At 68.2% G+C, this 17,911-nt stretch carries 22 protein-coding genes and 1 pseudogene; 11 read left to right on the forward strand and 12 right to left on the reverse strand.

Going from position 1 to position 17,911, the window contains the following annotated elements:
* Positions 1–157: 157 nt before the first annotated feature.
* Both ACWEH3_RS16540 and ACWEH3_RS16545 read right to left on the reverse strand, forming a co-directional pair.
* Positions 158–787: a TetR/AcrR family transcriptional regulator gene (locus ACWEH3_RS16540; RefSeq protein WP_450022740.1), complete on the reverse strand. Its 630-nt coding sequence runs from the start codon at positions 785–787 to the stop codon at positions 158–160.
* A 61-nt stretch (positions 788–848) separates the two neighbouring features.
* Entirely contained in the window at positions 849–1,736 is an 888-nt protein-coding gene (locus tag ACWEH3_RS16545) for a hypothetical protein (RefSeq protein ID WP_450022742.1), read from the reverse strand.
* Positions 1,737–2,030: 294 nt separating this feature from the next.
* On the opposite strand from ACWEH3_RS16545, the gene ACWEH3_RS16550 reads away from it, so the two are divergent.
* Complete coding sequence (locus tag ACWEH3_RS16550) at positions 2,031–2,822, forward strand: hypothetical protein (RefSeq protein WP_450022744.1); 792 nt, start codon at positions 2,031–2,033, stop codon at positions 2,820–2,822.
* A gap of 248 nt (positions 2,823–3,070) precedes the next feature.
* Positions 3,071–3,205 (forward strand): annotated as a pseudogene (locus tag ACWEH3_RS16555) (SDR family oxidoreductase); the annotation flags it as partial.
* A gap of 50 nt (positions 3,206–3,255) precedes the next feature.
* Here ACWEH3_RS16555 and ACWEH3_RS16560 read toward each other — a convergent pair.
* Positions 3,256–3,639 (reverse strand): ester cyclase, encoded by a 384-nt coding sequence (locus ACWEH3_RS16560; protein WP_450022746.1) that lies wholly within the window; start codon positions 3,637–3,639, stop codon positions 3,256–3,258.
* A gap of 87 nt (positions 3,640–3,726) precedes the next feature.
* On the opposite strand from ACWEH3_RS16560, the gene ACWEH3_RS16565 reads away from it, so the two are divergent.
* On the forward strand, positions 3,727–4,317 hold the full coding sequence (locus ACWEH3_RS16565; protein ID WP_452358341.1) for a TetR/AcrR family transcriptional regulator: 591 nt from the start codon (positions 3,727–3,729) through the stop codon (positions 4,315–4,317).
* Here ACWEH3_RS16565 and ACWEH3_RS16570 read toward each other — a convergent pair.
* Positions 4,280–5,551, reverse strand: a complete 1,272-nt coding sequence (locus tag ACWEH3_RS16570) for an FAD-dependent monooxygenase (protein ID WP_450022271.1) — start codon at positions 5,549–5,551, stop codon at positions 4,280–4,282. The two genes, ACWEH3_RS16565 and ACWEH3_RS16570, sit on opposite strands and share 38 nt — an antisense overlap.
* 270 nt (positions 5,552–5,821) lie before the next feature.
* On the reverse strand, positions 5,822–6,214 hold the full coding sequence (locus ACWEH3_RS16575) for a hypothetical protein (RefSeq protein WP_450022261.1): 393 nt from the start codon (positions 6,212–6,214) through the stop codon (positions 5,822–5,824).
* A 109-nt stretch (positions 6,215–6,323) separates the two neighbouring features.
* On the opposite strand from ACWEH3_RS16575, the gene ACWEH3_RS16580 reads away from it, so the two are divergent.
* Both ACWEH3_RS16580 and ACWEH3_RS16585 read left to right on the forward strand, forming a co-directional pair.
* Positions 6,324–6,818 carry an anti-sigma factor antagonist gene (locus ACWEH3_RS16580; protein ID WP_450022259.1) on the forward strand — a complete coding sequence of 165 codons (495 nt, stop codon included), beginning with the start codon at positions 6,324–6,326 and terminating at the stop codon, positions 6,816–6,818.
* Between the two features lie 31 nt (positions 6,819–6,849).
* Positions 6,850–7,215 (forward strand): carboxymuconolactone decarboxylase family protein, encoded by a 366-nt coding sequence (locus tag ACWEH3_RS16585; protein ID WP_450022257.1) that lies wholly within the window; start codon positions 6,850–6,852, stop codon positions 7,213–7,215.
* Positions 7,216–7,277: 62 nt separating this feature from the next.
* Here ACWEH3_RS16585 and ACWEH3_RS16590 read toward each other — a convergent pair whose 3' ends face one another.
* Complete coding sequence (locus ACWEH3_RS16590) at positions 7,278–7,799, reverse strand: MarR family winged helix-turn-helix transcriptional regulator (protein WP_397278012.1); 522 nt, start codon at positions 7,797–7,799, stop codon at positions 7,278–7,280.
* A gap of 58 nt (positions 7,800–7,857) precedes the next feature.
* Here ACWEH3_RS16590 and ACWEH3_RS16595 point away from each other — a divergent pair, with 58 nt between their 5' ends.
* The 3 genes from ACWEH3_RS16595 to ACWEH3_RS16605 all read left to right on the forward strand — a co-directional run bounded on the left by ACWEH3_RS16595 (position 7,858) and on the right by ACWEH3_RS16605 (position 10,651).
* Complete coding sequence (locus tag ACWEH3_RS16595; RefSeq protein ID WP_450022254.1) at positions 7,858–8,583, forward strand: SDR family NAD(P)-dependent oxidoreductase; 726 nt, start codon at positions 7,858–7,860, stop codon at positions 8,581–8,583.
* A 177-nt stretch (positions 8,584–8,760) separates the two neighbouring features.
* Positions 8,761–9,582 carry a DUF1684 domain-containing protein gene (locus ACWEH3_RS16600; protein ID WP_450022252.1) on the forward strand — a complete coding sequence of 274 codons (822 nt, stop codon included), beginning with the start codon at positions 8,761–8,763 and terminating at the stop codon, positions 9,580–9,582.
* Positions 9,583–9,586: 4 nt separating this feature from the next.
* Positions 9,587–10,651 (forward strand): LLM class flavin-dependent oxidoreductase, encoded by a 1,065-nt coding sequence (locus ACWEH3_RS16605; protein WP_450022250.1) that lies wholly within the window; start codon positions 9,587–9,589, stop codon positions 10,649–10,651.
* A gap of 38 nt (positions 10,652–10,689) precedes the next feature.
* Here ACWEH3_RS16605 and ACWEH3_RS16610 read toward each other — a convergent pair whose 3' ends face one another.
* Together ACWEH3_RS16610 and ACWEH3_RS16615 are read right to left on the reverse strand one after the other, a co-directional pair.
* Positions 10,690–11,166 carry a DUF2505 domain-containing protein gene (locus ACWEH3_RS16610; RefSeq protein ID WP_450022248.1) on the reverse strand — a complete coding sequence of 159 codons (477 nt, stop codon included), beginning with the start codon at positions 11,164–11,166 and terminating at the stop codon, positions 10,690–10,692.
* A 127-nt stretch (positions 11,167–11,293) separates the two neighbouring features.
* Positions 11,294–11,488, reverse strand: a complete 195-nt coding sequence (locus ACWEH3_RS16615; RefSeq protein ID WP_450022246.1) for a hypothetical protein — start codon at positions 11,486–11,488, stop codon at positions 11,294–11,296.
* 242 nt (positions 11,489–11,730) lie between these two features.
* Here ACWEH3_RS16615 and ACWEH3_RS16620 point away from each other — a divergent pair, with 242 nt between their 5' ends.
* On the forward strand, positions 11,731–12,648 hold the full coding sequence (locus ACWEH3_RS16620; RefSeq protein WP_450022244.1) for an alpha/beta fold hydrolase: 918 nt from the start codon (positions 11,731–11,733) through the stop codon (positions 12,646–12,648).
* On the opposite strand, the gene ACWEH3_RS16625 is transcribed toward ACWEH3_RS16620, so the two are convergent.
* Positions 12,632–12,838: a hypothetical protein gene (locus ACWEH3_RS16625; RefSeq protein ID WP_355074149.1), complete on the reverse strand. Its 207-nt coding sequence runs from the start codon at positions 12,836–12,838 to the stop codon at positions 12,632–12,634. The genes ACWEH3_RS16620 and ACWEH3_RS16625 overlap by 17 nt on opposite strands.
* 134 nt (positions 12,839–12,972) lie before the next feature.
* On the opposite strand from ACWEH3_RS16625, the gene ACWEH3_RS16630 reads away from it, so the two are divergent.
* Complete coding sequence (locus ACWEH3_RS16630; protein WP_450022242.1) at positions 12,973–13,623, forward strand: cyclase family protein; 651 nt, start codon at positions 12,973–12,975, stop codon at positions 13,621–13,623.
* Between the two features lie 381 nt (positions 13,624–14,004).
* Here the strand turns inward: ACWEH3_RS16630 and ACWEH3_RS16635 are convergent, their stop codons facing one another.
* Positions 14,005–14,856 carry a crotonase/enoyl-CoA hydratase family protein gene (locus tag ACWEH3_RS16635; RefSeq protein ID WP_450022240.1) on the reverse strand — a complete coding sequence of 284 codons (852 nt, stop codon included), beginning with the start codon at positions 14,854–14,856 and terminating at the stop codon, positions 14,005–14,007.
* Positions 14,857–15,094: 238 nt separating this feature from the next.
* Between ACWEH3_RS16635 and ACWEH3_RS16640 the strand changes: the two genes are divergently transcribed.
* Positions 15,095–15,856 (forward strand): 3-hydroxyacyl-CoA dehydrogenase, encoded by a 762-nt coding sequence (locus ACWEH3_RS16640; RefSeq protein WP_450022238.1) that lies wholly within the window; start codon positions 15,095–15,097, stop codon positions 15,854–15,856.
* Between the two features lie 86 nt (positions 15,857–15,942).
* Here the strand turns inward: ACWEH3_RS16640 and ACWEH3_RS16645 are convergent, their stop codons facing one another.
* Positions 15,943–16,836 carry a hypothetical protein gene (locus tag ACWEH3_RS16645; RefSeq protein ID WP_450022236.1) on the reverse strand — a complete coding sequence of 298 codons (894 nt, stop codon included), beginning with the start codon at positions 16,834–16,836 and terminating at the stop codon, positions 15,943–15,945.
* A gap of 98 nt (positions 16,837–16,934) precedes the next feature.
* A complete protein-coding gene (locus ACWEH3_RS16650) occupies positions 16,935–17,696 on the reverse strand; it encodes a bestrophin-like domain (RefSeq protein ID WP_450022234.1) in 762 nt (253 codons plus the stop codon).
* Positions 17,697–17,911 lie beyond the last annotated feature (215 nt).

Consider the following 17,911-nt stretch of genomic DNA (forward strand, 5'->3'; position numbering starts at 1 on the left):
CCACCGCGTCTTTCCGGAACACGCTGGAGCGGAACCGGTCAGCACCTTCTCGTGGAGGCCCGTATGCACCCGCCGGACCTGCGTTCAGCGGGGCGATCCGCCCGATCGCGGGGGCCTCCTCGTCCGGGTTGTGGGCAGTCGCCGAAGGCGCGGACCGTCAGCGGGACACCCCGTGCAGGATGAGCGTGTGTTCGATGCAGCGCGCGATGAATTCGTCGTCGAGCGGACCATCGACCACCAGGAGACGGAAATATATGGGGGCGGATAGGGTTTCGAGTACTTCGCGGGCATCGACGTCCGATGGCAGCTCGCCGCGGTCGACGGCCCTGCCGATGACGTGCGCGGTTCGGTCGAAGCGGTCGGCCCAGAAGCGTCGGTGCGCCTCGGCGACCTCGGGATCGGCCGACAGGGCGATGGTCGTGCCCAGCAGCCGCGCGATGCCGGGGCGGGAGATCAGGTGGGAGATCTGTTCGGCGAGTTGCCGGAGGTCGCCGCGCAACGTCCCGGTATCGGGTGCGGGGTTGCCCGCCGCCGCCAATTCGGTGACGGTCTCGGCGATCAGGGCCGTGCGTGTGCCCCAGCGCCGGTAGATCGTCGTTTCCGCGACGCCCGCCCTGGCGGCGACATCGCCGATGGTCAGCCCCTCGATCCCGTGTTCGGCTACCTGCTCCAGGGTGGCGGTCAGTACCGCGTCGCGCACGCGCGCCGACCGTCCCCCGGTCCGCTTGCGCGGGGCCGGGGGCGGTGACAGTTCGTCGATGCTCGCGTCGCGTCCGCGCTGATCCATGCCCCTGTTCTACTCGATGCGCGCACCCGGCGATGGGCGGGCCGGGCCGCGAACGGCTCGGTCAGCGCAGGTACGCGGTAATCCAGTTGCCGAACTCGCAGGCCAGATGCCACTCGTGTTCGGCGATGTACAGGCCCGGAACGGCCGCCGGGAAGGCCACCGCAAGACGGCCGCGGAAGCCGCCGCCGGGCTCGTCGCGGAACTGATGCCGCACGCCCCCGATGACGGTCCCGTCGGCGAGTGCGGCGGTTCCGGTGACGGCGAGCGGATAGGTCGGATCAGCGGAAATGGGAACTCCGGCCGGGTCGGCGTAGTCGACGAAGAAGCGGCTCGCCAGTACCGCTCCGCCGGTCACCTCGACGACTTCCTGACGTCCGTCGGGCGCGGTGGCGATGATGTAGTGATCGGGGCACGCGTCGGTCCAGATCGCGCGCGCGTCGGTCGTGCGCGCGAGGCCGAACCACTCGACGAAACCCGCGGCGCTGCCTCGGGCGCTGACGATCTCGGTGGCCGAGATCGCCCATTGCCCGCCCGAGGCGGCGAGCGCGGTCCGCGTGGCCGCCTCCGAGGTCGCGAGTTCAGCGGCGAGCAGTGCTCGCAGTCCGTCCGAGCCGATCAGGGTGCGCGCCCTCGACAGGGCCGACCGCGCGGCGGCGATGTCGTCCACGGCGACGGTGAACCGACCGAGCAGGGAATCGAGCTCACCCCGCAATGGTCCGGCAAAGTCGGTCGACAGTCGCGCTGCCGCCACCGACAGTCGTCGACGCTCCCATTCCACGACCCCGGACTGCTCGACCGACGCACCGCCGATGACGGTCCGCAGCCCGGTTTCGAAGACGGGGGACCCGGGATTCGCCCTCGCCGCCGCACCGCTGCCGAGGTGCATCGCGGTCGCCGACGCCGCGGCCGCTCCTGCGGTCCGAATCATGAAGTTTCGCCTGGTCAGCATCGACCGATTCCTCTCGCCCGCCTGTCTGTTCGCGCGTGTCGACGACGTGCGCGAACAGGGATGAATTGTTAATGCAAGTCAAACTTGCTTTAAGGTAGCATGAGTGACTCAGATCACTCTGTCAACAGTGCCCGGCTATTAAAGCTAGAAAAACTTGCGTTTGAGGGGGCGTGAGATTACGTTGACGCTGGTCTGCCCGGCGTTAGCCGACCGCGCTTCCCCAGTGGGCGGACATTCGTTCACCCCCGCCGACGGAAGTGGTCGGGACGGAAAATGGAGAGGAAGGCGAGGCTCATGGGCGAGTCCATCGCGATTCGGACGTATGTTGGCGCCGAGCAAGTCTCACGGGAACAAGTACGAGCATGGGAAGCTCGGCGGGCCGCGGCGGTGTTCACCAAGCTCGCCCGCCGTCTGGGATCGCGAGCCTTCGCTGAACTCGCGCCGGGAAAGCGTTTGGACGACCTGCTCGGCGCTCCACTCGACGCGCAACGATCCGCGTTGACCTCGATGAAGAGCCGCCTGGGTCACGCGGGCGTGTACGCCGCGCTCAAGCGTGACCTCGAGATCTCCGAGCGGATGACGCGCACCGGGGTCGCGCTCAGCCGGGGCCGCACGGAGCACGCCGTCACCCGCCTGGAGGTTCCCGGTTACAGCGCCGAACGATTCGCCGCCTGGTTCTCCGACCTCACCGCCACCAACGCCGAGACCGATATGGTCGACGCCTGCCCCGACCACTACCTCCTGCGCGGCCTCCCGGACGGCCGGCAGGAAGTCGTCGAAACTACCGGCGGGTCACCCCTGGCCACCCGGTTTCTCGTCGACTACGGCAGAACCGAAGCGCTTACTATCCCCGCCGACCCCCGCTACCCCCAGCAGATCGCGGGCCGGGCCCTGCTCGACGACGGCCTCGTGGTCGGCGGCGTACGACACCAATTCCTCGACCGCCGCGGAACGATGGAGGCCCTGCTGACCGTGCAGTTCCCGGCGAGTCTGCCGGCCCGGTTCATCCACCAGCACCGATGGCACCTGGCCGTAGAATTCGGCAACTGGATCATCGCCGCCGCGCCCACAGCCGCCACGTCGTGAGCCGACTTCGGCTTGACGCCGATCCCTCCGCGGGCATGCAAATTGGAACTTGCAGCGCTGCAACGCAGTACTGTTCGCAACTTCGGTGTTCGTGTTGATGCGAGGCAGCCCGGTCCGGCGTGGGCGGCGAATGCGCGAGCGGTGGCGTTCCGAAGTTGCGCTCGATCCGGGTGAGGCGGAGCCAGTGGGTTGTCATCTGCTGGGTGGCGACCCAAGGGAGGTGGCGCCCGATGCGATTCCACAGGTGGTCATCGCTGCGCCGGGTCATCGACGCCGCGGAAGTCGCCGACGTGGTGACCTTTCTCGCGTCACCCCGCAGTATCGCGATCACCGGAGACGCCATCGCGGTCGGCGGCGGCGTCCCGGGTCCGGTCTTCTACTGAGAGCGCCGCGCAGGGCGAACTTCGCCCGCGCGTAGCTCGCGCTCTGTCGCCTATCCGGCCGCCCGGAAGGGTTCCGCGACCATCCAGTGCTCGACGAGCCTGCCGTTGTGCACTCGGATCATGTCCATGCCCATCGTCTCGAATCGCTGACCGGTCGGCGGCAGGCCGAGAAAATCCCCGGTGTGCGTGCCGCGAACCGTGTACCGGTGCGCGACCCACTCGCCGCTTTCGATAGTCGCTTCCACGACGACCTGCAGATCCGGCGCGCCGGTCCACATCGATTGCCATTTCCGCCGCCAGTCTTCCCGGGTCATCAACTGTCCCTGGTCCCGCGATTCGGCGGCGATGTAGCTCAGCGCGGTGTCGAGATCACCGGTCGCCCTGGCGTCGATGATCGCCTCGCTCACCGCGGCAGGGCTCAGGGGATTGTTCATGTCACTCTCCTGAACCGATAAACGGGGACTGTCCCCGCTATGGTGCCGTACAATACGGGGACTGTCCCCGGATAGACAAGAGATCTCGTGCCGACCACCTCCGAGCCGTTCCCGGGCGCGCGGCCGCGCGCCGACGCCCGGCGCAACCGTGACCGACTCCTCGCCGCCGCGGAGCGCGCGTTCAATCGTTTCGGCGCCGCCGCCTCGCTCGATGACATCGCTCGCGCCGCCGGTGTCGCCAATGCGACCCTGTACCGGCATTTCCCGACCCGCGGGCACCTGATCACGGCCGTGTACCGCGAGCGGATCGACGCGCTGTGTGCCGCGGCCACCGAGCTAGGTGGCGGCGATGCGGCCGGTGACGCCTTGTTCGGCTGGCTGAACGCGGTCATCGATCACATTGCGGTCAGCCGAGGCTTGCGCGAGGCGTTCATCAACGCGTATGGACTTCGCGACGGTGACGAAACCCCCGAGGTCGCAGCGTGGCATCGCATGACCGATGCCGCTGCCATGCCACTGTTGCGGGATGCCCAAGCCGCCGGTCTCATTCGAGCCGATCTCGAGGTGACCGAATTGATGACCCTCGTCTCCGCGATCGCACACGCGGGCAACGGCGATGCCGACCATGCTCGCCGTCTGCTCACCCTGACCTTCGAGGGTCTGACGTCCGAAGGGTGAGCGGGTCGCCGCCCAGGCCTCCTGATGCGGTGGGCGGTGGTGGATAGTCGTCGACGGTCATAGCGTTGTAGACGCGTGTGCTCTTGGTGGCGAGGCGGAGGAAGGCGCGGCCGGGACCTGCGGGCAGAGCGGACAACAGTCGGGTGGCCTGCGCCAGTCCCGAGACACCGAGGCGGGATGTGGGGATAAGGGTCTTGGCTGCGCTGAGCGCGACCGCGTGGCCGCCGCGTATGTGTTCGGCCATCGCGTGTTCGTAGGCGGGGAAGGCGCGCTCGTGGTCGCCGCCCGCTCGTGCGAGTTCTCCGGCGAGGACGTACGCGCCGACGACGGCCAGCGTGGTGCTGCCGCCGACGGCCGGGCCGGGGCAGTAGCCCGCGTCGCCAACGAGCGTCACTCGGCCTCGGGACCAGGTGTCCATGCGGAGTTGGGTGATGGAGTCGAAGTAGAACGCCGGGGTGTGGTCGAGTTCGTCGAGCCAGCCGTCCACGTCGTTGTCGAAGCCGTGAAATGCTGTACGCAGCAGCTGTTTCTGCCGTGACACGTCGTGGCGGTGGTAGTCGAGTTCGCGGTTGCTGCGGAACAGGAACAACGCACGCGCCTCGCCGAGGTGGCGTACACCGTAGATACCTGCGGTGCGGCCGGCGCCGACGTGGATGTGGAGTTCGCTGTCGCAGCCGTAGGCGCCGGGCAGGGTCATCACCCCGAGGTAGGCCCCGGCGAAGGCGCTGAAGCGCGATTCCTCGCCGAAGACCAGGCGGCGCACGGTGGAGTGCAGCCCGTCCGCACCGACGACGAGGTCGAAGCGGCGCGGCGCGGACTCCTCGAACCGCACCTCGCCCTCGGGTGAGATCGCGGTGATCGAGTCGCCGAAGAGATATTCGACGTCGTCGGATGCGGCGTCGTAGTAGATCTCGCTGAGGTCGTCGCGCATGATCTCGGCGTGTTGGCCGGAAGTGGCGCCGAAGATCTTGGCGAGGTCCACGCTGGCGGGCCGCCCCGCGCCTTCGGGGTGGAGTGTCATCCGGTTCGTGCCGGTGGCCCGTTCCTGGATGCGCGCCAGCACGCCCATCTTCTGCGAGATGTCCATCGCGGGCCGGAACAGGTCGACCGCGTGGCCGCCGGTCTTGCGCAGGGTCGGCGCGCGTTCGACGACGGTGACGGAGAAGCCGTGCCTGGTGAGCCAGTACGCCAGCACCGGTCCGGCGATGCTTGCACCAGAGATGAGGATCCGCATGAGTATGCCTGCCTTTCTACGGAAATCGCCGATCAGTTGGGCATCCTCGATCCGAAACTCCACTGCCACTTCGGATCTGGAATCGAACACCGACGCGACGCCGCAGTGGCGCTGGTCTCAGCCATTGGTTCTCCTTCGGACGGTCCGTGCAGGGACTACCTTGCTGAGCGACCGAAGATTCGTCTTGAACAAATGTCAGCGTTCACGGCCGGCGGGGACCGCTCATACGATCGCGTGCGGCCATGGGAAATCTGTGCCGGCCCGGCGTGGCTACGGTTCCGCCGTTGGGCGCCTGCTGAGCAGCGCCAGGCCGAAGGAAGCACCCAGCCGCGGGTTACCCGAATGCATGACCGCAGCCGCCCCGGAGCGCGCGGCGTTGTCGAAAAAGGTCACCAGGGCCTTGTAGTGGTAGTGCAGATAGTGCAAGCCCTCCTCGAAGCAGCGAAGAGTGTCGACGGCTTCGGACAACAGCATGCGTTCCTGCATGTCGCGGAACGAGATGCCATGCTCGGGCTTGGTGTACTTCTCCACCAGACCGGGCCACAGGCCGAGCTTCGGCGGCTCGGTCTGTATAGTGTCGGCTCGCTGCGGAGCCAGCGGCCGCGCGCGCCGGATGGTTTCCGTGTGATGGCGATCGCTTCCATTGCAAGAGATTTCCCGCACCGCTGTACAGAAGGGCATGTCTCTGTTAGCAAGGAGGGGTGGGTCTGTCTTGAGGATGCAGGGTGGGCCGGTATCGAGCGCGCTAGGCGCGAAACGAATCGAGTGCCCTATGAGCACAGAATTGCACGGTCTCGGCGGCGCCGCCCAACCCTCGTCGGACGGGTGGAAAGACGCTCTCCTCGGACTGAACGCGACCATTGAACACCGCGGCAACGCGACCGTCGTCCACGTCCATGGTGAAGTCGATGCCTACACGCTGCCCGCGTGGCGGCGATTGCTATACGAGGCCGGAGCGGTCACCGCGGCGCCGGGGTCGATCGTGATCGATGCGAGCGGTCTCGGCTTCATGTCCTGCCGTTCGCTGCTGATCTTGGCCGAAGAATCCGAGGCGTGCCTGCGCCGGGGCGTCCGGCTGCGAGTGGTCGGTGACCGGCTGGTAGTGGCCCGCGTCGTGGCCGTCCTCGACCTCGACGCCCTGCGGCCCATTCACTCCTCTGTCGAGGACGCGCTGGCCGACTCGCTGCCGAGCGGGCGATTCCACGGCATCGGGCCACGTGCGGCGTGGCGCGGTCACGCCGGTACAGCGGAGCCGCAACCTCTCTGACGCGCACCGCAATGCGATCCTCGGTCCGGCCTTGCGCGAATTGGGTAAGAGCCGGGCCGGTTACACCCGCGGCAGCCAATTCGTCTTCTCCCAGCACTGCAAGCAGATGCGATCGCTGGGCGTGCCCGAGGAGAAGATCGTGGCGATCCCGCACGGGCAGGTCGGCGACGTCTTCTCCCCGCTGGAACGGGCCCTGCCGGCCTACACCGACGCGCGCGTCTACGACGGCGGACGCGTTCCGGGCGAAGTGATCACGGTGTTGAAGGCCGAGCTGACCGACCGGGAGATCATGGAGTTCACCTACATCACCACCCTCTGCATGCCACCATCTGCCGGGCCCTGCGTCCGGAATACGACGACCGGCCGGAACCGGTGGCGGAAGTGCGACTGCCCATAGGCGTGGAAGCCGGGGACCTGTCCGCGGATCTGTCCGGCGCCTGACCGAGTCGGCGCGGGGGCCTACGCCGGTTCGGCGGATCGGATCGCCGCCTCGAGTGTGCGCAGAGCCGCGGTGAGCACGGTGCGTTCGTCGGCGGCGAGTTGGTCGGTGAAGGCGGTTTCGTGCTCCAGTAGGGCGGGCACGACCTGTTCGATGTGGCGATGGCCGTCCGGCGTGAGCGAGACCAGGACGCCGCGCCGGGTGGTCGAGGTCGGTTCGCGAGTGATCAGCCCGGCCGCTTCCGCACGGGCGAGGCGCTGGGAGACGGCGCCCGCGGTGACCAGGCTGCGGGCGGCGATCTGGCGGGTGGTCAGCTGGTAGGGCGGACCGGATCGGCGCAGGGTGCTGAGCAGATCGAGGGTCGATTCATCGATGCCGAGCCGCTGGAGGGTGCGCTGCCGCTCGTCGGTGAGGAGTTTGGCCACTCGCCACAGCGGCGTGAGGATCTCGATCGACTCGACTCGCGCGCCGGGCAGTTCACGGCGCCATGCCGCGGCTATCCGGGCGGGCGAAGGTATCTCGTCGTGTGCTTCGTGCGTCATTGCCGGAAGTCTCTCCCCTCGGTACATTTAGCGCTAAATATACCGAGAGGAGATGAGAATGCGCGGAACGGTCGTCGTCACCGGTGCGAGCGGGGGAATCGGACGCCGGGTGGCTCAGCGGTTCGCCGAAGGCGGGGCGGACGTGGTGATCACCGGGCCTTCGAAGGAACGGGTGGAGCGGGCGGCACAGGAGCTCGGAGTGCGGGGAATCGTTTGTGATGCGGCGATTCCAACGGAGGTGGAGCGGTTCGCCGAATCGGTCGGGCCCGAAGTGGATGTGCTGGTGAACATGGCCGGGGGCAACACCGATCTCGTCGTCGGCAACGGTGCCGTGGTGTCGTTGGCGGAGTTGGCCGAGCAGTGGACGGCGAACCTGTCGACGAATCTCTTGAGTGCGGTCCTGACCACCTCGGCGCTGCGGGAGCGGCTGCGCCCCGGTGGAGCGGTGATCAACGTCGGCTCGATCGGCGCGGAGTATGCCGCGGGGTCCTACGGCGCCGCGAAGGCGGCGCTGGCGGCATGGTCGGCCGGCTTGTCGGCGCAACTGGCGCCGAAGGGTGTCACGGTGAACACGGTCGCGCCCGGTTACATCGAGAACACCGATTTCTTCCAAGGGCAACTGAGCGAGCAACGGCGTAGCTGGTTGATCGACTCCACGCACGACAAACGCGCGGGTGAGCCCGATGACGTCGCCGGGCTGATCGAGTTCCTGGCCTCCCCGCACGCCCGGCACAACACGGGCCAGACGATTCACGTCAACGGCGGTGCGCACACGACCAGATGAATGCTCCGTGAGCGGCGATTGGATTCGGGCTGATCGCAATGCTATCCGCGCACGGGCGCGGGCGGTTGAATCCGGTATCACCTCGTTCGTCGTCCGGAGTGGTGTCGCACGTCTCTGCTCGAATCGTGGGGACGGCACCGAACCGGGGCGGACACAGCTTCAGACGAGGAGCACCACATGACAGCGCAGGCCGCCGCGGCAACTCCGACCGACGCCTTCGTCGCCGACTGGCAGGACTGGCACCGCGGACAAGAGGCGCGACTGGCCGACCCGCACGGTTTCCTGGCCATCACCGATCTGCACTGGCTGGCCGAGACGCCGCAGCGATTCTCCGACGCGCCGGGTGCCTGGTCCACCGGCGCCGACGGTGTGACGGTGGTGCTCGACGACGGTGAGGAGCTGGTGGTCGACGGGACACCCGTGCGCGGCCGGCATGTGTTCGGGGTCATCCCCGAACGCGGCGGCGTGAACGCTGTCTGGGGTGACGCGGTGATCGAGGTCGCCAAGCGCGGCGGCCACGACATCGTTCGACCACGGCACCCGGACAACCCGCTGCGCACGGCTTTTCGCGGCACGCCCGCCTACACGCCGCACCCGAAGTGGGTGGTCTCCGGGCGATATGTCGCCTTCCCGGAGCCGCAGCCGACCACGGTCGGCGCCGCTGTCGAAGGACTGGAACACGTCTACGACGCGCCCGGGCAGGTCGAGTTCGAGTTGGACGGACGGCCGCTGCGCCTGACCGCTTTCCCCGGCAAGGACCCCGGCGCCCTCACCGTGCTCTTCACCGACGAAACCTCCGGGGTCACCACGTACGCCGCCAACCGGGTGCTGCAGCTGTCGCCGCCGGATGCCGACGGGTCGGTGGAGCTGGACTTCAATCGGGCCGCGAATTTGCCCTGCGCCTACACCGACCTGGCGACCTGCCCGTTGCCGCCCGCGGAGAACCGGCTCCCGGTCGCGATCGAAGCCGGTGAGAAGCTGCCGTACGAGCGCGGCTGAACTGATGAGCGACCCGACACCTCGGATCAGGACGTTGTCGTTCCTGACGCCGGGCAACTATCCCGACGACGATCCGTACTCCGGGCTCGAGGACACGCTACGGCTGTTCGAGTACGGCGAAAGCCTCGGTTTCGACGGTGCGTGGATCCGGCAGCGTCATCTCGAGCACGGCGTGGGGTCGGCAGCGGTTTTCCTGGCCGCTGCCGGTCAGCGCACCAGTCGAATCCAATTGGGCACGGCGGTAATTCCCATCGGCTACGAAAGCCCGTTCCGGCTGGCCGAGGATCTGTCGCTGGCGGATGTGCTGTCGCGGGGCCGGTTGCAAGCCGGTTTCAGTGCGGGCACGCCGCCGCATGCCGACTTGATCGGCGGCCTGGTCTTCGACGGGGACTGGCGCACCTACGATCTTTCCTACGGACGGATCGCCCGGCTGATCGAGAACCTGCGGGGCGACTACCTCGGTGACGCCGACACGGTGATCCACTCGCCGGGCAACACCCAGCGGCCGCGGTTACAGCCGCACAATCCCGGTTTGATCGATCGGCTGTGGTACGGCGGGGCCAGCACCCGTTCGGTGCGCTGGGCAGGGGAGAACGGGCTGAACCTCCTGACGGGGAACATCGTGTTCGGCGAGCACAGCGACGATTTCACCACCACCCAGTCGAGCCTGATCGGCGAGTACCGCGGACTGGTGGATCCGGCTCGGCCCGCCCGGGTCGCGGTGGGACGGGTGATCGTTCCGTTCGACAGCGCCGACCGCGCGACTCGCGAGCGGTACCGGCAGTACGCGGAGAGCAGGCGCGAGCGCACCCTCGCGCCGCAGGGGCCGCGGCGCGTCCTGTTCGCCCCGGACCTGGTCGGGACCGCCGAGGAGATCATCGATCGGCTGCGGGCCGATCCGGTGCTCGCGCAGACGTCGGAACTGCGACTGGAGCTTCCGTACGAGTTCCACCGCGCCGACTACGAGCAGATCCTGCACGACACCGTGGAGTTGATCGCGCCGGCGCTGGGCCGTCGGACCGCGACCGGTGCAGAGCACGAGACCGGTGAGGTGGCCGCCCCCGCGTGATCCTCATGCCCGATCGACTCCGAGCGCCGGTCGACGTGTCAGTGGTTCGTGATCCAGGTATCGGTGAATTCCGCTTCCGCGGCGAGCATGTCGACCAACCGGGCGACGACGGCCGCTTCGATCTTCTTGCCGAACAACGGGATCCCGACCTCGGCCGCGCCGTCCACGACCGCCACAGCGGCGGCATCCTGCTCGGTGAGCCGGACGGTGCCGCTCACCCGCGCGGGCACACCCTCGACGTCGGCGTCGAAACTGCCGCCCTCCTGGGTGTAGGTCTCGGTGCGGGTGACGACCAGGCCCTCGGGGCGCACCGCGGTGACGGCGCCGGGCAACTCGGCCGCCGCTATGGTCTGCACCATTCGCACGTGCAAACGATCGCCGGCGGCATCGAACTCCACGAGAACTCCGCCGACCTCCTCGACGCGGTCCTTCCAGTACCGCTCGTCGGCCAGCGCCGCGCGAAGCGCGTCGGCCGGATGGGAGTAGGTGGCCGTGTACGCCAAGGGGGTCGCCATATCGGCACACGCTACCCGCCGCGCCGCCCGCCCGAGCCGGTGAATCGCCGAGCCGTGAAGTCGGATCCGCTGAATCGCCTTGGCAAGCACCAGCTTCGACGCCTGCGAACCCAGTCCGGTATGTCTTCTAGTGCGGTGCGGAGTGCCTTGCCCGCGGCGGGGAGTGGCCGTCTCGGTGGTGGCGCCGCTTCAGCAGCAGCCACAACGGCATGAGCACGGTGCGAACGAGTTGCGGCAGCCCGAGGGTGGGCAACGGGAGCCGGGTCAGGCCCGCGAACTGCGCGACCAGGAACGGGTTCGAGTACAGCTCCCGCTTCACCATCGCGTCGTAGTATTCGGTCGCCTACGCCAGGTCCGGGGGTAGCTTGCCCGACCGCGCCGCCAACTCCAGCCCGGGAACCCCCCGCACAGCATCTGATAGGCGGCTTCCTTCTCCTACGGGCGCAGCACCGTCCCGGTGCAGTAGGTGATGGTGTTCAGCGCAGACGATCGATAGCGCCGCAGTGGTTTTGGGCCGGTGTGCGTGCCCAGAGCTTGTCGGTGCCATGTCCTACTGTCCGAGAGATGCGCAACAGGATTGCTGGATTCGCCTACGATCGCGTGACGGTCGGCGATGTCGGTCTCCACGTCGCCATGGCCGGAGCAGGCGCCCCGATCGTGCTCTTGCACGGCTTTCCGCAGACCCATTTCGCTTGGCGGCACGTCGCGACGGACCTCGCTCGCGACCATCTGGTGATCTGCCCGGATCTGCGCGGCTACGGCGACAGCGACAAGCCCGTCGGCGAGCCGGATGGCAGCACCTACGCGAAACGGACGATGGCCGCCGACATCATCGGGCTCATGCGGGCGCTGGGCCATGAGCGATTCGCGCTCGCCGGCCACGATCGAGGGGGGTTGGTCGCGTTCCGCGCAGGTTTGGACCACCCGGACGCGATCAGCCATCTCGCGATTCTGGACGTGCTGCCTGCCGCCGACATGTGGTCCACCCTGCACGGGACATCCGGCATCTTCGCCTTTCATCTGTATCTGCTCGCACAACCTTCCGACGTGGCCGAGCGCATGATCGCGGCCGACCCCGATCTGTTCTTCGGGCACTTCCTCGACGACTGGTGCCGGATACCCGGCGCGATTCCCGCGGAAGCCCGCGCCGCATACCTCGCGGCTGCCCGTGCGCCCGGCGCCGTTCGCGCGGTGTGCGCCGACTACCGGGCCAGCGCCTCCATCGACAACGTCCACGACGAAGCCGATCGTCGTGCGGGCCGTCGGTTGACCATGCCCGTAGCCGCGCTCTGGCAGGATCCGGGCGAGGTCGTGCTTCCGTTCGATCCCTTGTCGATCTGGTCGGGATGGGTGAACGATCTTCACGCCGGGACCGTGCGGTGCGGACACTTCCTGCCGGAGGAGATGCCCGGCCCCGTCGTCGAAGCCATACGAAACCTGATCGACCGACCCGTTGCGTCGGCCGTCAGGGCAGATGCATGAGTTGCCGGGAGAGGGTGAACAGGCGGCGGGCGAGTTTGGTGACCGGCAGACCGAGGGGAAGCAGAATGACCGTCACGCACAGGATCGCGCCGACGAGCCACAGCACGGCCGCGACCAGCCCCAGTACCGTGCCGAGCACGGCCGTGAGGATCCCCAGCACGACGCCGAGCAGGCCCTGTAGCGCTCGCATGATGACCTTCCGGTGTACATTCTGCGCTTCTTCGGCGCGACGCGCATGTGCCGATCGCGATCGGCACTTTCACCGCGTCGGGGCCCGCGACCACTCCGTATACGAGCACGGGATCGGCCGGTAGCGTCCCAGGTATGAGCCGAGCGATCGTGGAGCTGTCGCATCCGGTCTCGGATGGCATGCTCACCTATCCGGGCCTGCCCGCACCACGCGTCACCACGGCCGTGGCGCGCGACCGATCGCCGCTGATCGACATGACCTACGACATCGCACGCGTGGATATGGTCGGCCACACCGGGACCTACATCGACGCGCCTTACCATTTCCACGCCGAGGGCGCCGACATCGCCGAGTTGCCGTTGGAACGGCTGTTCAACGTGCCGATCGTCCTGATCCGCGCGCGGGGACTGCGCGCGGTGGGCCCCGATCTGCTCGGTGATCCCGCGCGCCTGTGGGGCAAGGCGGTGCTGGTGCACACCGGTTGGTCGGCCGAGTGGGGTTCGGCCGCGTACCGAGACCCCGGGCATCCGTTCCTGGTCGGTGAGGTCGCCGATGCGCTGGTCGCCGCCAATGTGGCGTTGGTGGGCATCGACTCGCTCGACGTCGACGACACGTCGTTGCCGACACGTCCGTGCCATCACACGCTGCTGGGCGCGGGAATCCCGATCATCGAGCAGATGACGAACCTGGACGCGCTCCCCGGCACCGGCGCCAGACTCGTCGCACTGCCCGCGCCGGTGCGCGGGATGGGCTCGTTTCCGCTGCGCGTCGTGGCGTGGTGGTGACATAGACGCTTTCGATCCCACGATCGGAGGCTCTTGCTCTGCCGAAGTTCCTCTCGCCGGCGGGGTTACGGTCGGTCGGAGCCGCCGGAGCGCCAGGAGCGCCGCGCGACCGCCCGGAAGCGGCCACCGTGGTGTTCGGTCACGGACTGCTGTTCGGCGGCTGGATGTTCCAGCCGCGAATCGAGGTGCTGCGCGAGCACTACCGCCGCCCGCGCGATCCGAGCGCATCGCCGCGTCGACCCCGGGCGCGCGCCTGCGCACCATCGCGGATTCCGGTCACACCAGCAGCTTCGAACAACCCGCGGCGATCACCGCGTTGCTGCGGGAGTTCCTCGCCACCGTCGACGGATAATGACGCACCGACAGGCACGAGCGAGAAACTCACGGCCGGAACGGCGGAACCGTGAGATCGTCGCCGAAGAGGTCCGGGAGGTCACGGTGGACGCTGTCGGGGAAGCGCGCGGGTCGCTTCTCCAAGAAGGCGGTCACGCCTTCCCTGGCGTCGGCGCTCGCGCCTCGGTGGTAGATGCCGCGGGACTCGATGCGGTGCGCGATCATCGGATGCTCGGCGCCCAGGTTGCGCCACAGCATCTGCCGGGACAAGGCTACCGAGACCGGCGCGGAATGCTCGGTGACGCGGCGCGCCAGCGCACGCGCCTCGTCGAGCAGGGTGTCCGCCGGATGCAGCGCGGAGAACAATCCGGCTTCGCGGGCCTCGCTCGCGTCGACGAGGCGGCCCGAGTACACCCAGTCCAGCGCGGTCTGCATCGGGACCAGCCGGGGCAGGAACCAGCTGGAGCAGGACTCGGGAACGATGCCACGTCGATTGAAGACGAACCCGATGCGGGCGGTGTCGACGGCGATGCGGAAGTCCGCCGCGAGCGTCATGGTGATGCCGACGCCGACAGCGGGGCCGTTGACGGCGGCGATGATGGGCTTGCGAGACTCGAACATGCGCAGGACGACCTCGCCGCCGCTGTCACGGAAGGACTCCGCGGCGTCCTGGTCGCCCGCGACGAAGGTCTCCGCACCCGCCGACAGGTCCGCGCCCGCGCAGAAGGCGCGACCGGCGCCCGTGATGATCACGGCGCGAATTCGATCGTCCCGGTCGCAGGTGTCGAAGGCATCGACCAGCTCCGTGCCCATCGCGGTGGTGAACGCGTTGAGCTGCCGCGGGCGGTCGAGGGTGATGGTGGCGATGGCGTCGGAGACGTCCAGGCGAATATCGGCCATAACGAACAGCTTGCCATCACGCCGATTTCTGCGCTCTTGCAGGGGGTTCGAGTGACATCGGACGACCGGCGTATCGATTCGAAGGAGAATGACTGTTTACTTAGTGCTGCCTGTGCGGTTAGCCTGTCGCCGTGTCTCGATTGGTCACGGCGCCTGGCTCCCCGTGTCGGGGTGACAGCGCAGACCAGTCGGACGGCGTTTCGCGCTGTCGTTCGGCAGCCCGGAGAAGAGGAGTGGGATGGAGATCAGCAACTCGGTCGCGGCGGTGACCGGTGGTGCGTCGGGACTGGGCTTGGCGACCGTGCGGGAGCTGCACGGTAAGGGAGCGAAGGTCGTGATCATCGACCTGCCGTCGTCCTCCGGCGAGGCCGTCGCCAAAGAACTCGGCGACGGCGTGGTCTTCGCGGCGGCGGACGTCACGAACGAGGAGCAGGTCACGGCGGCCCTCGACGCCGCGCAGGAGCTGGGCGATCTGCGGATCGCGGTCAACTGCGCGGGTATCGGCAACGCCATCAAGACCGTGGGCAAGAACGGGGCGTTCCCGCTGGCGGACTTCACCAAGGTCGTCAACGTCAACCTGATCGGCACCTTCAACGTGATCCGGCTGGCCGCCGAACGAATCGCGAAGACCGATCCGGTGGGTGAGGAGCGCGGTGTCATCATCAACACCGCGTCCGTGGCGGCCTTCGACGGCCAGATCGGGCAAGCGGCGTACTCGGCGTCCAAAGGTGGAATCGTCGGCCTGACCCTGCCGGTGGCGCGTGACCTCGCGGCCATCAAGATCCGGGTCGTGACCATCGCGCCGGGGTTGTTCCACACTCCGCTGTTCGCCACGCTGCCGGACGAGGCCATCGCGTCCCTGGGCGCGCAGGTCCCGCACCCCTCGCGCCTGGGCGACCCCACCGAATACGCCGCGCTCGCGCGCCACATCGTGGAGAACCCGATGCTCAACGGCGAGACCATCCGTCTCGACGGCGCCATCCGGATGGCGCCCCGCTGAGGTGATGCCGGAGGGACTCCGAGTAGTGAAGATGGTGCGGGTGCCGGTTGTTTCGGCGCCCGCACCATCTTGCGCGGATCGGAGATCTAACGGGTTCGTCCGGGGCCGGGTGCGAGGCGGATGCCGACGACGGTGATGACGGTGACCACCAGCACTGTCATCAGCCTCATGAGGTTCCAGACGGCCGGGTCGGGGGCCGGTTCGGCGGCTCGGATGTCCCGCCCGCGTGGCCGGTTCGGTGGGGCAGTGCGCGGCTCGGGTAGGGGACGCTCGGCCTGCGGCGGTATAGGTGTGGGGGCAGCTGCCGGAGCCGAAACGATAAGGAGTTCGGGGGCAGGCGGGCCGAGTTGGAGGGGGCTCATAGGCGGGGGCGGGGTGGCGGGAAGCAGCAGAAGACAGGTCAGCACTGCGCTGCCGGTAGCGGCACTGCCGACGGCGGCGCTGCCCAGGGCCGATCCGCTCGATCCGGGGCCGATGAGACCAGGTACGAGGGAGCCGGAACCGCTGCCGGTCACGAGCCCGAGCAGGAGCAACGCGCTGCCCGTCACGGCGCTGCCGGTGCACGCCAGCTGGACGCTGCCGGTGTCGACTCCCGGCGTCGCGGCCGGTTGTTCCGCCGTGACGTCCGAGCGGGGAGCCGGGCGTGCCGCGCCGCCGGTTTCCGCATCGCCGGTGGAGAGCGGACCGCCGCGTGCGCCGGCGGTCCCGGCGCTGCCGGTGGCGACGAGGCCGGCGCTGCCGGAAGGCAGCCGAATCGGGCCGAGACTCAGGGACCCACCGGACGTCTCACCTTCGGCAACGGCGCTACCGGACGATGTGGCGGGGCCGTCGCTGGAACCACCGCCCGCGAAGGCGCCCACCGGCTCGGAGCCGGTCCCCGCACTCCCGGTGGCGAGGTCGCCGAACGGCGGCCACGGCGGTGCCTCCGCCGATGCTTCCAGCGGTTGGGCCACGAGTGCCGCTATGGTCAGGGGCAGCATCGCAGCGGCCAATCCCTTGGCCGTTCTCGGTGTTCGAGATGTTTTTCGCTCGCGTCGCATGTGTAGTCGCCTCGTCGTGGTCGAAACCGGCCGGAAGATCAACTCGTGTGCTGGTACCGGGACAGTGCGAGTTCGAAGGCCTCCTTCGGGACCACGTTCCCACCGGAGAACGGCTCGTCGAGGTTGTAGATCGCCCGGATCACCACGCCGACGATGGCGCCGAGCAGCGCGGTCGTCACGACGGTGCGCTTGGTGACCTGGACGCCGGAGAGGACCACGCTGAACAGCAGCAGGACCGTGCAGATCCACATGGCCAGGTAGAGGAAGCCGGGAACGCGGTAACCGGCGTCCAGCGCGCGATCGGCACGTGCCTGCGCCACCGCGTCGAGGCTGGTCAGCGCACTGGTGCGAAGTGTGTCGACCTCGGGATCGGCCGGATTCACCGCGGCCACGGCGTCGCGCAGGGTATCGAGGGTGTCCTGGGTGGATTGACTGAGATGACCGTCGTCGGCCATCACGGCCCATTCCGCGGTGAGAACCTGCTCGGTGTAATCGCGCACCAGTCCTTGGATGCGCGTGTGGTCGGTTTCGGGCATCCCGTGCGCGGCCCAGTAGGTGTCGATGAGCGATTTGGCTTCGGCGATGGTGTGATTGCGCGCGTTGTCGTACTGCTGCCAGGCGATCACGACGATGAACGCCACCACCGCCATGAAGATCGTGTTGATCAAGTTGAGCACCAGCGCGCCGACGGTGTCGTCGTCGGTGTGCCGCCATGCCTTCGGATGTAGGCGATCCCCCGCCACGAAGACGACCACCGCGACCAGTGCGGTGAGAACGGGCACGAGAAACTCGAACGCCATGCGGGGACTCCATTCTGTCTGAGTGGTTCTCGCGACCGCCGCGTCGGCGACGTACCGCAGCGCTTGTCGCACTACGGGTTCGATGAATTCCGGGCGTCGGCGTGTGCGAGGTCGATCGATGCGCCTGCCCTCAGCGGTACTGCGGCGACCTGGTCATCCCGAGCGAATCACGCTCGGATCGGAAAGCTCTCAGCGCTGCCGACCGGACATCACGC

The organism is Nocardia sp. NPDC004718 (assembly GCF_053601535.1).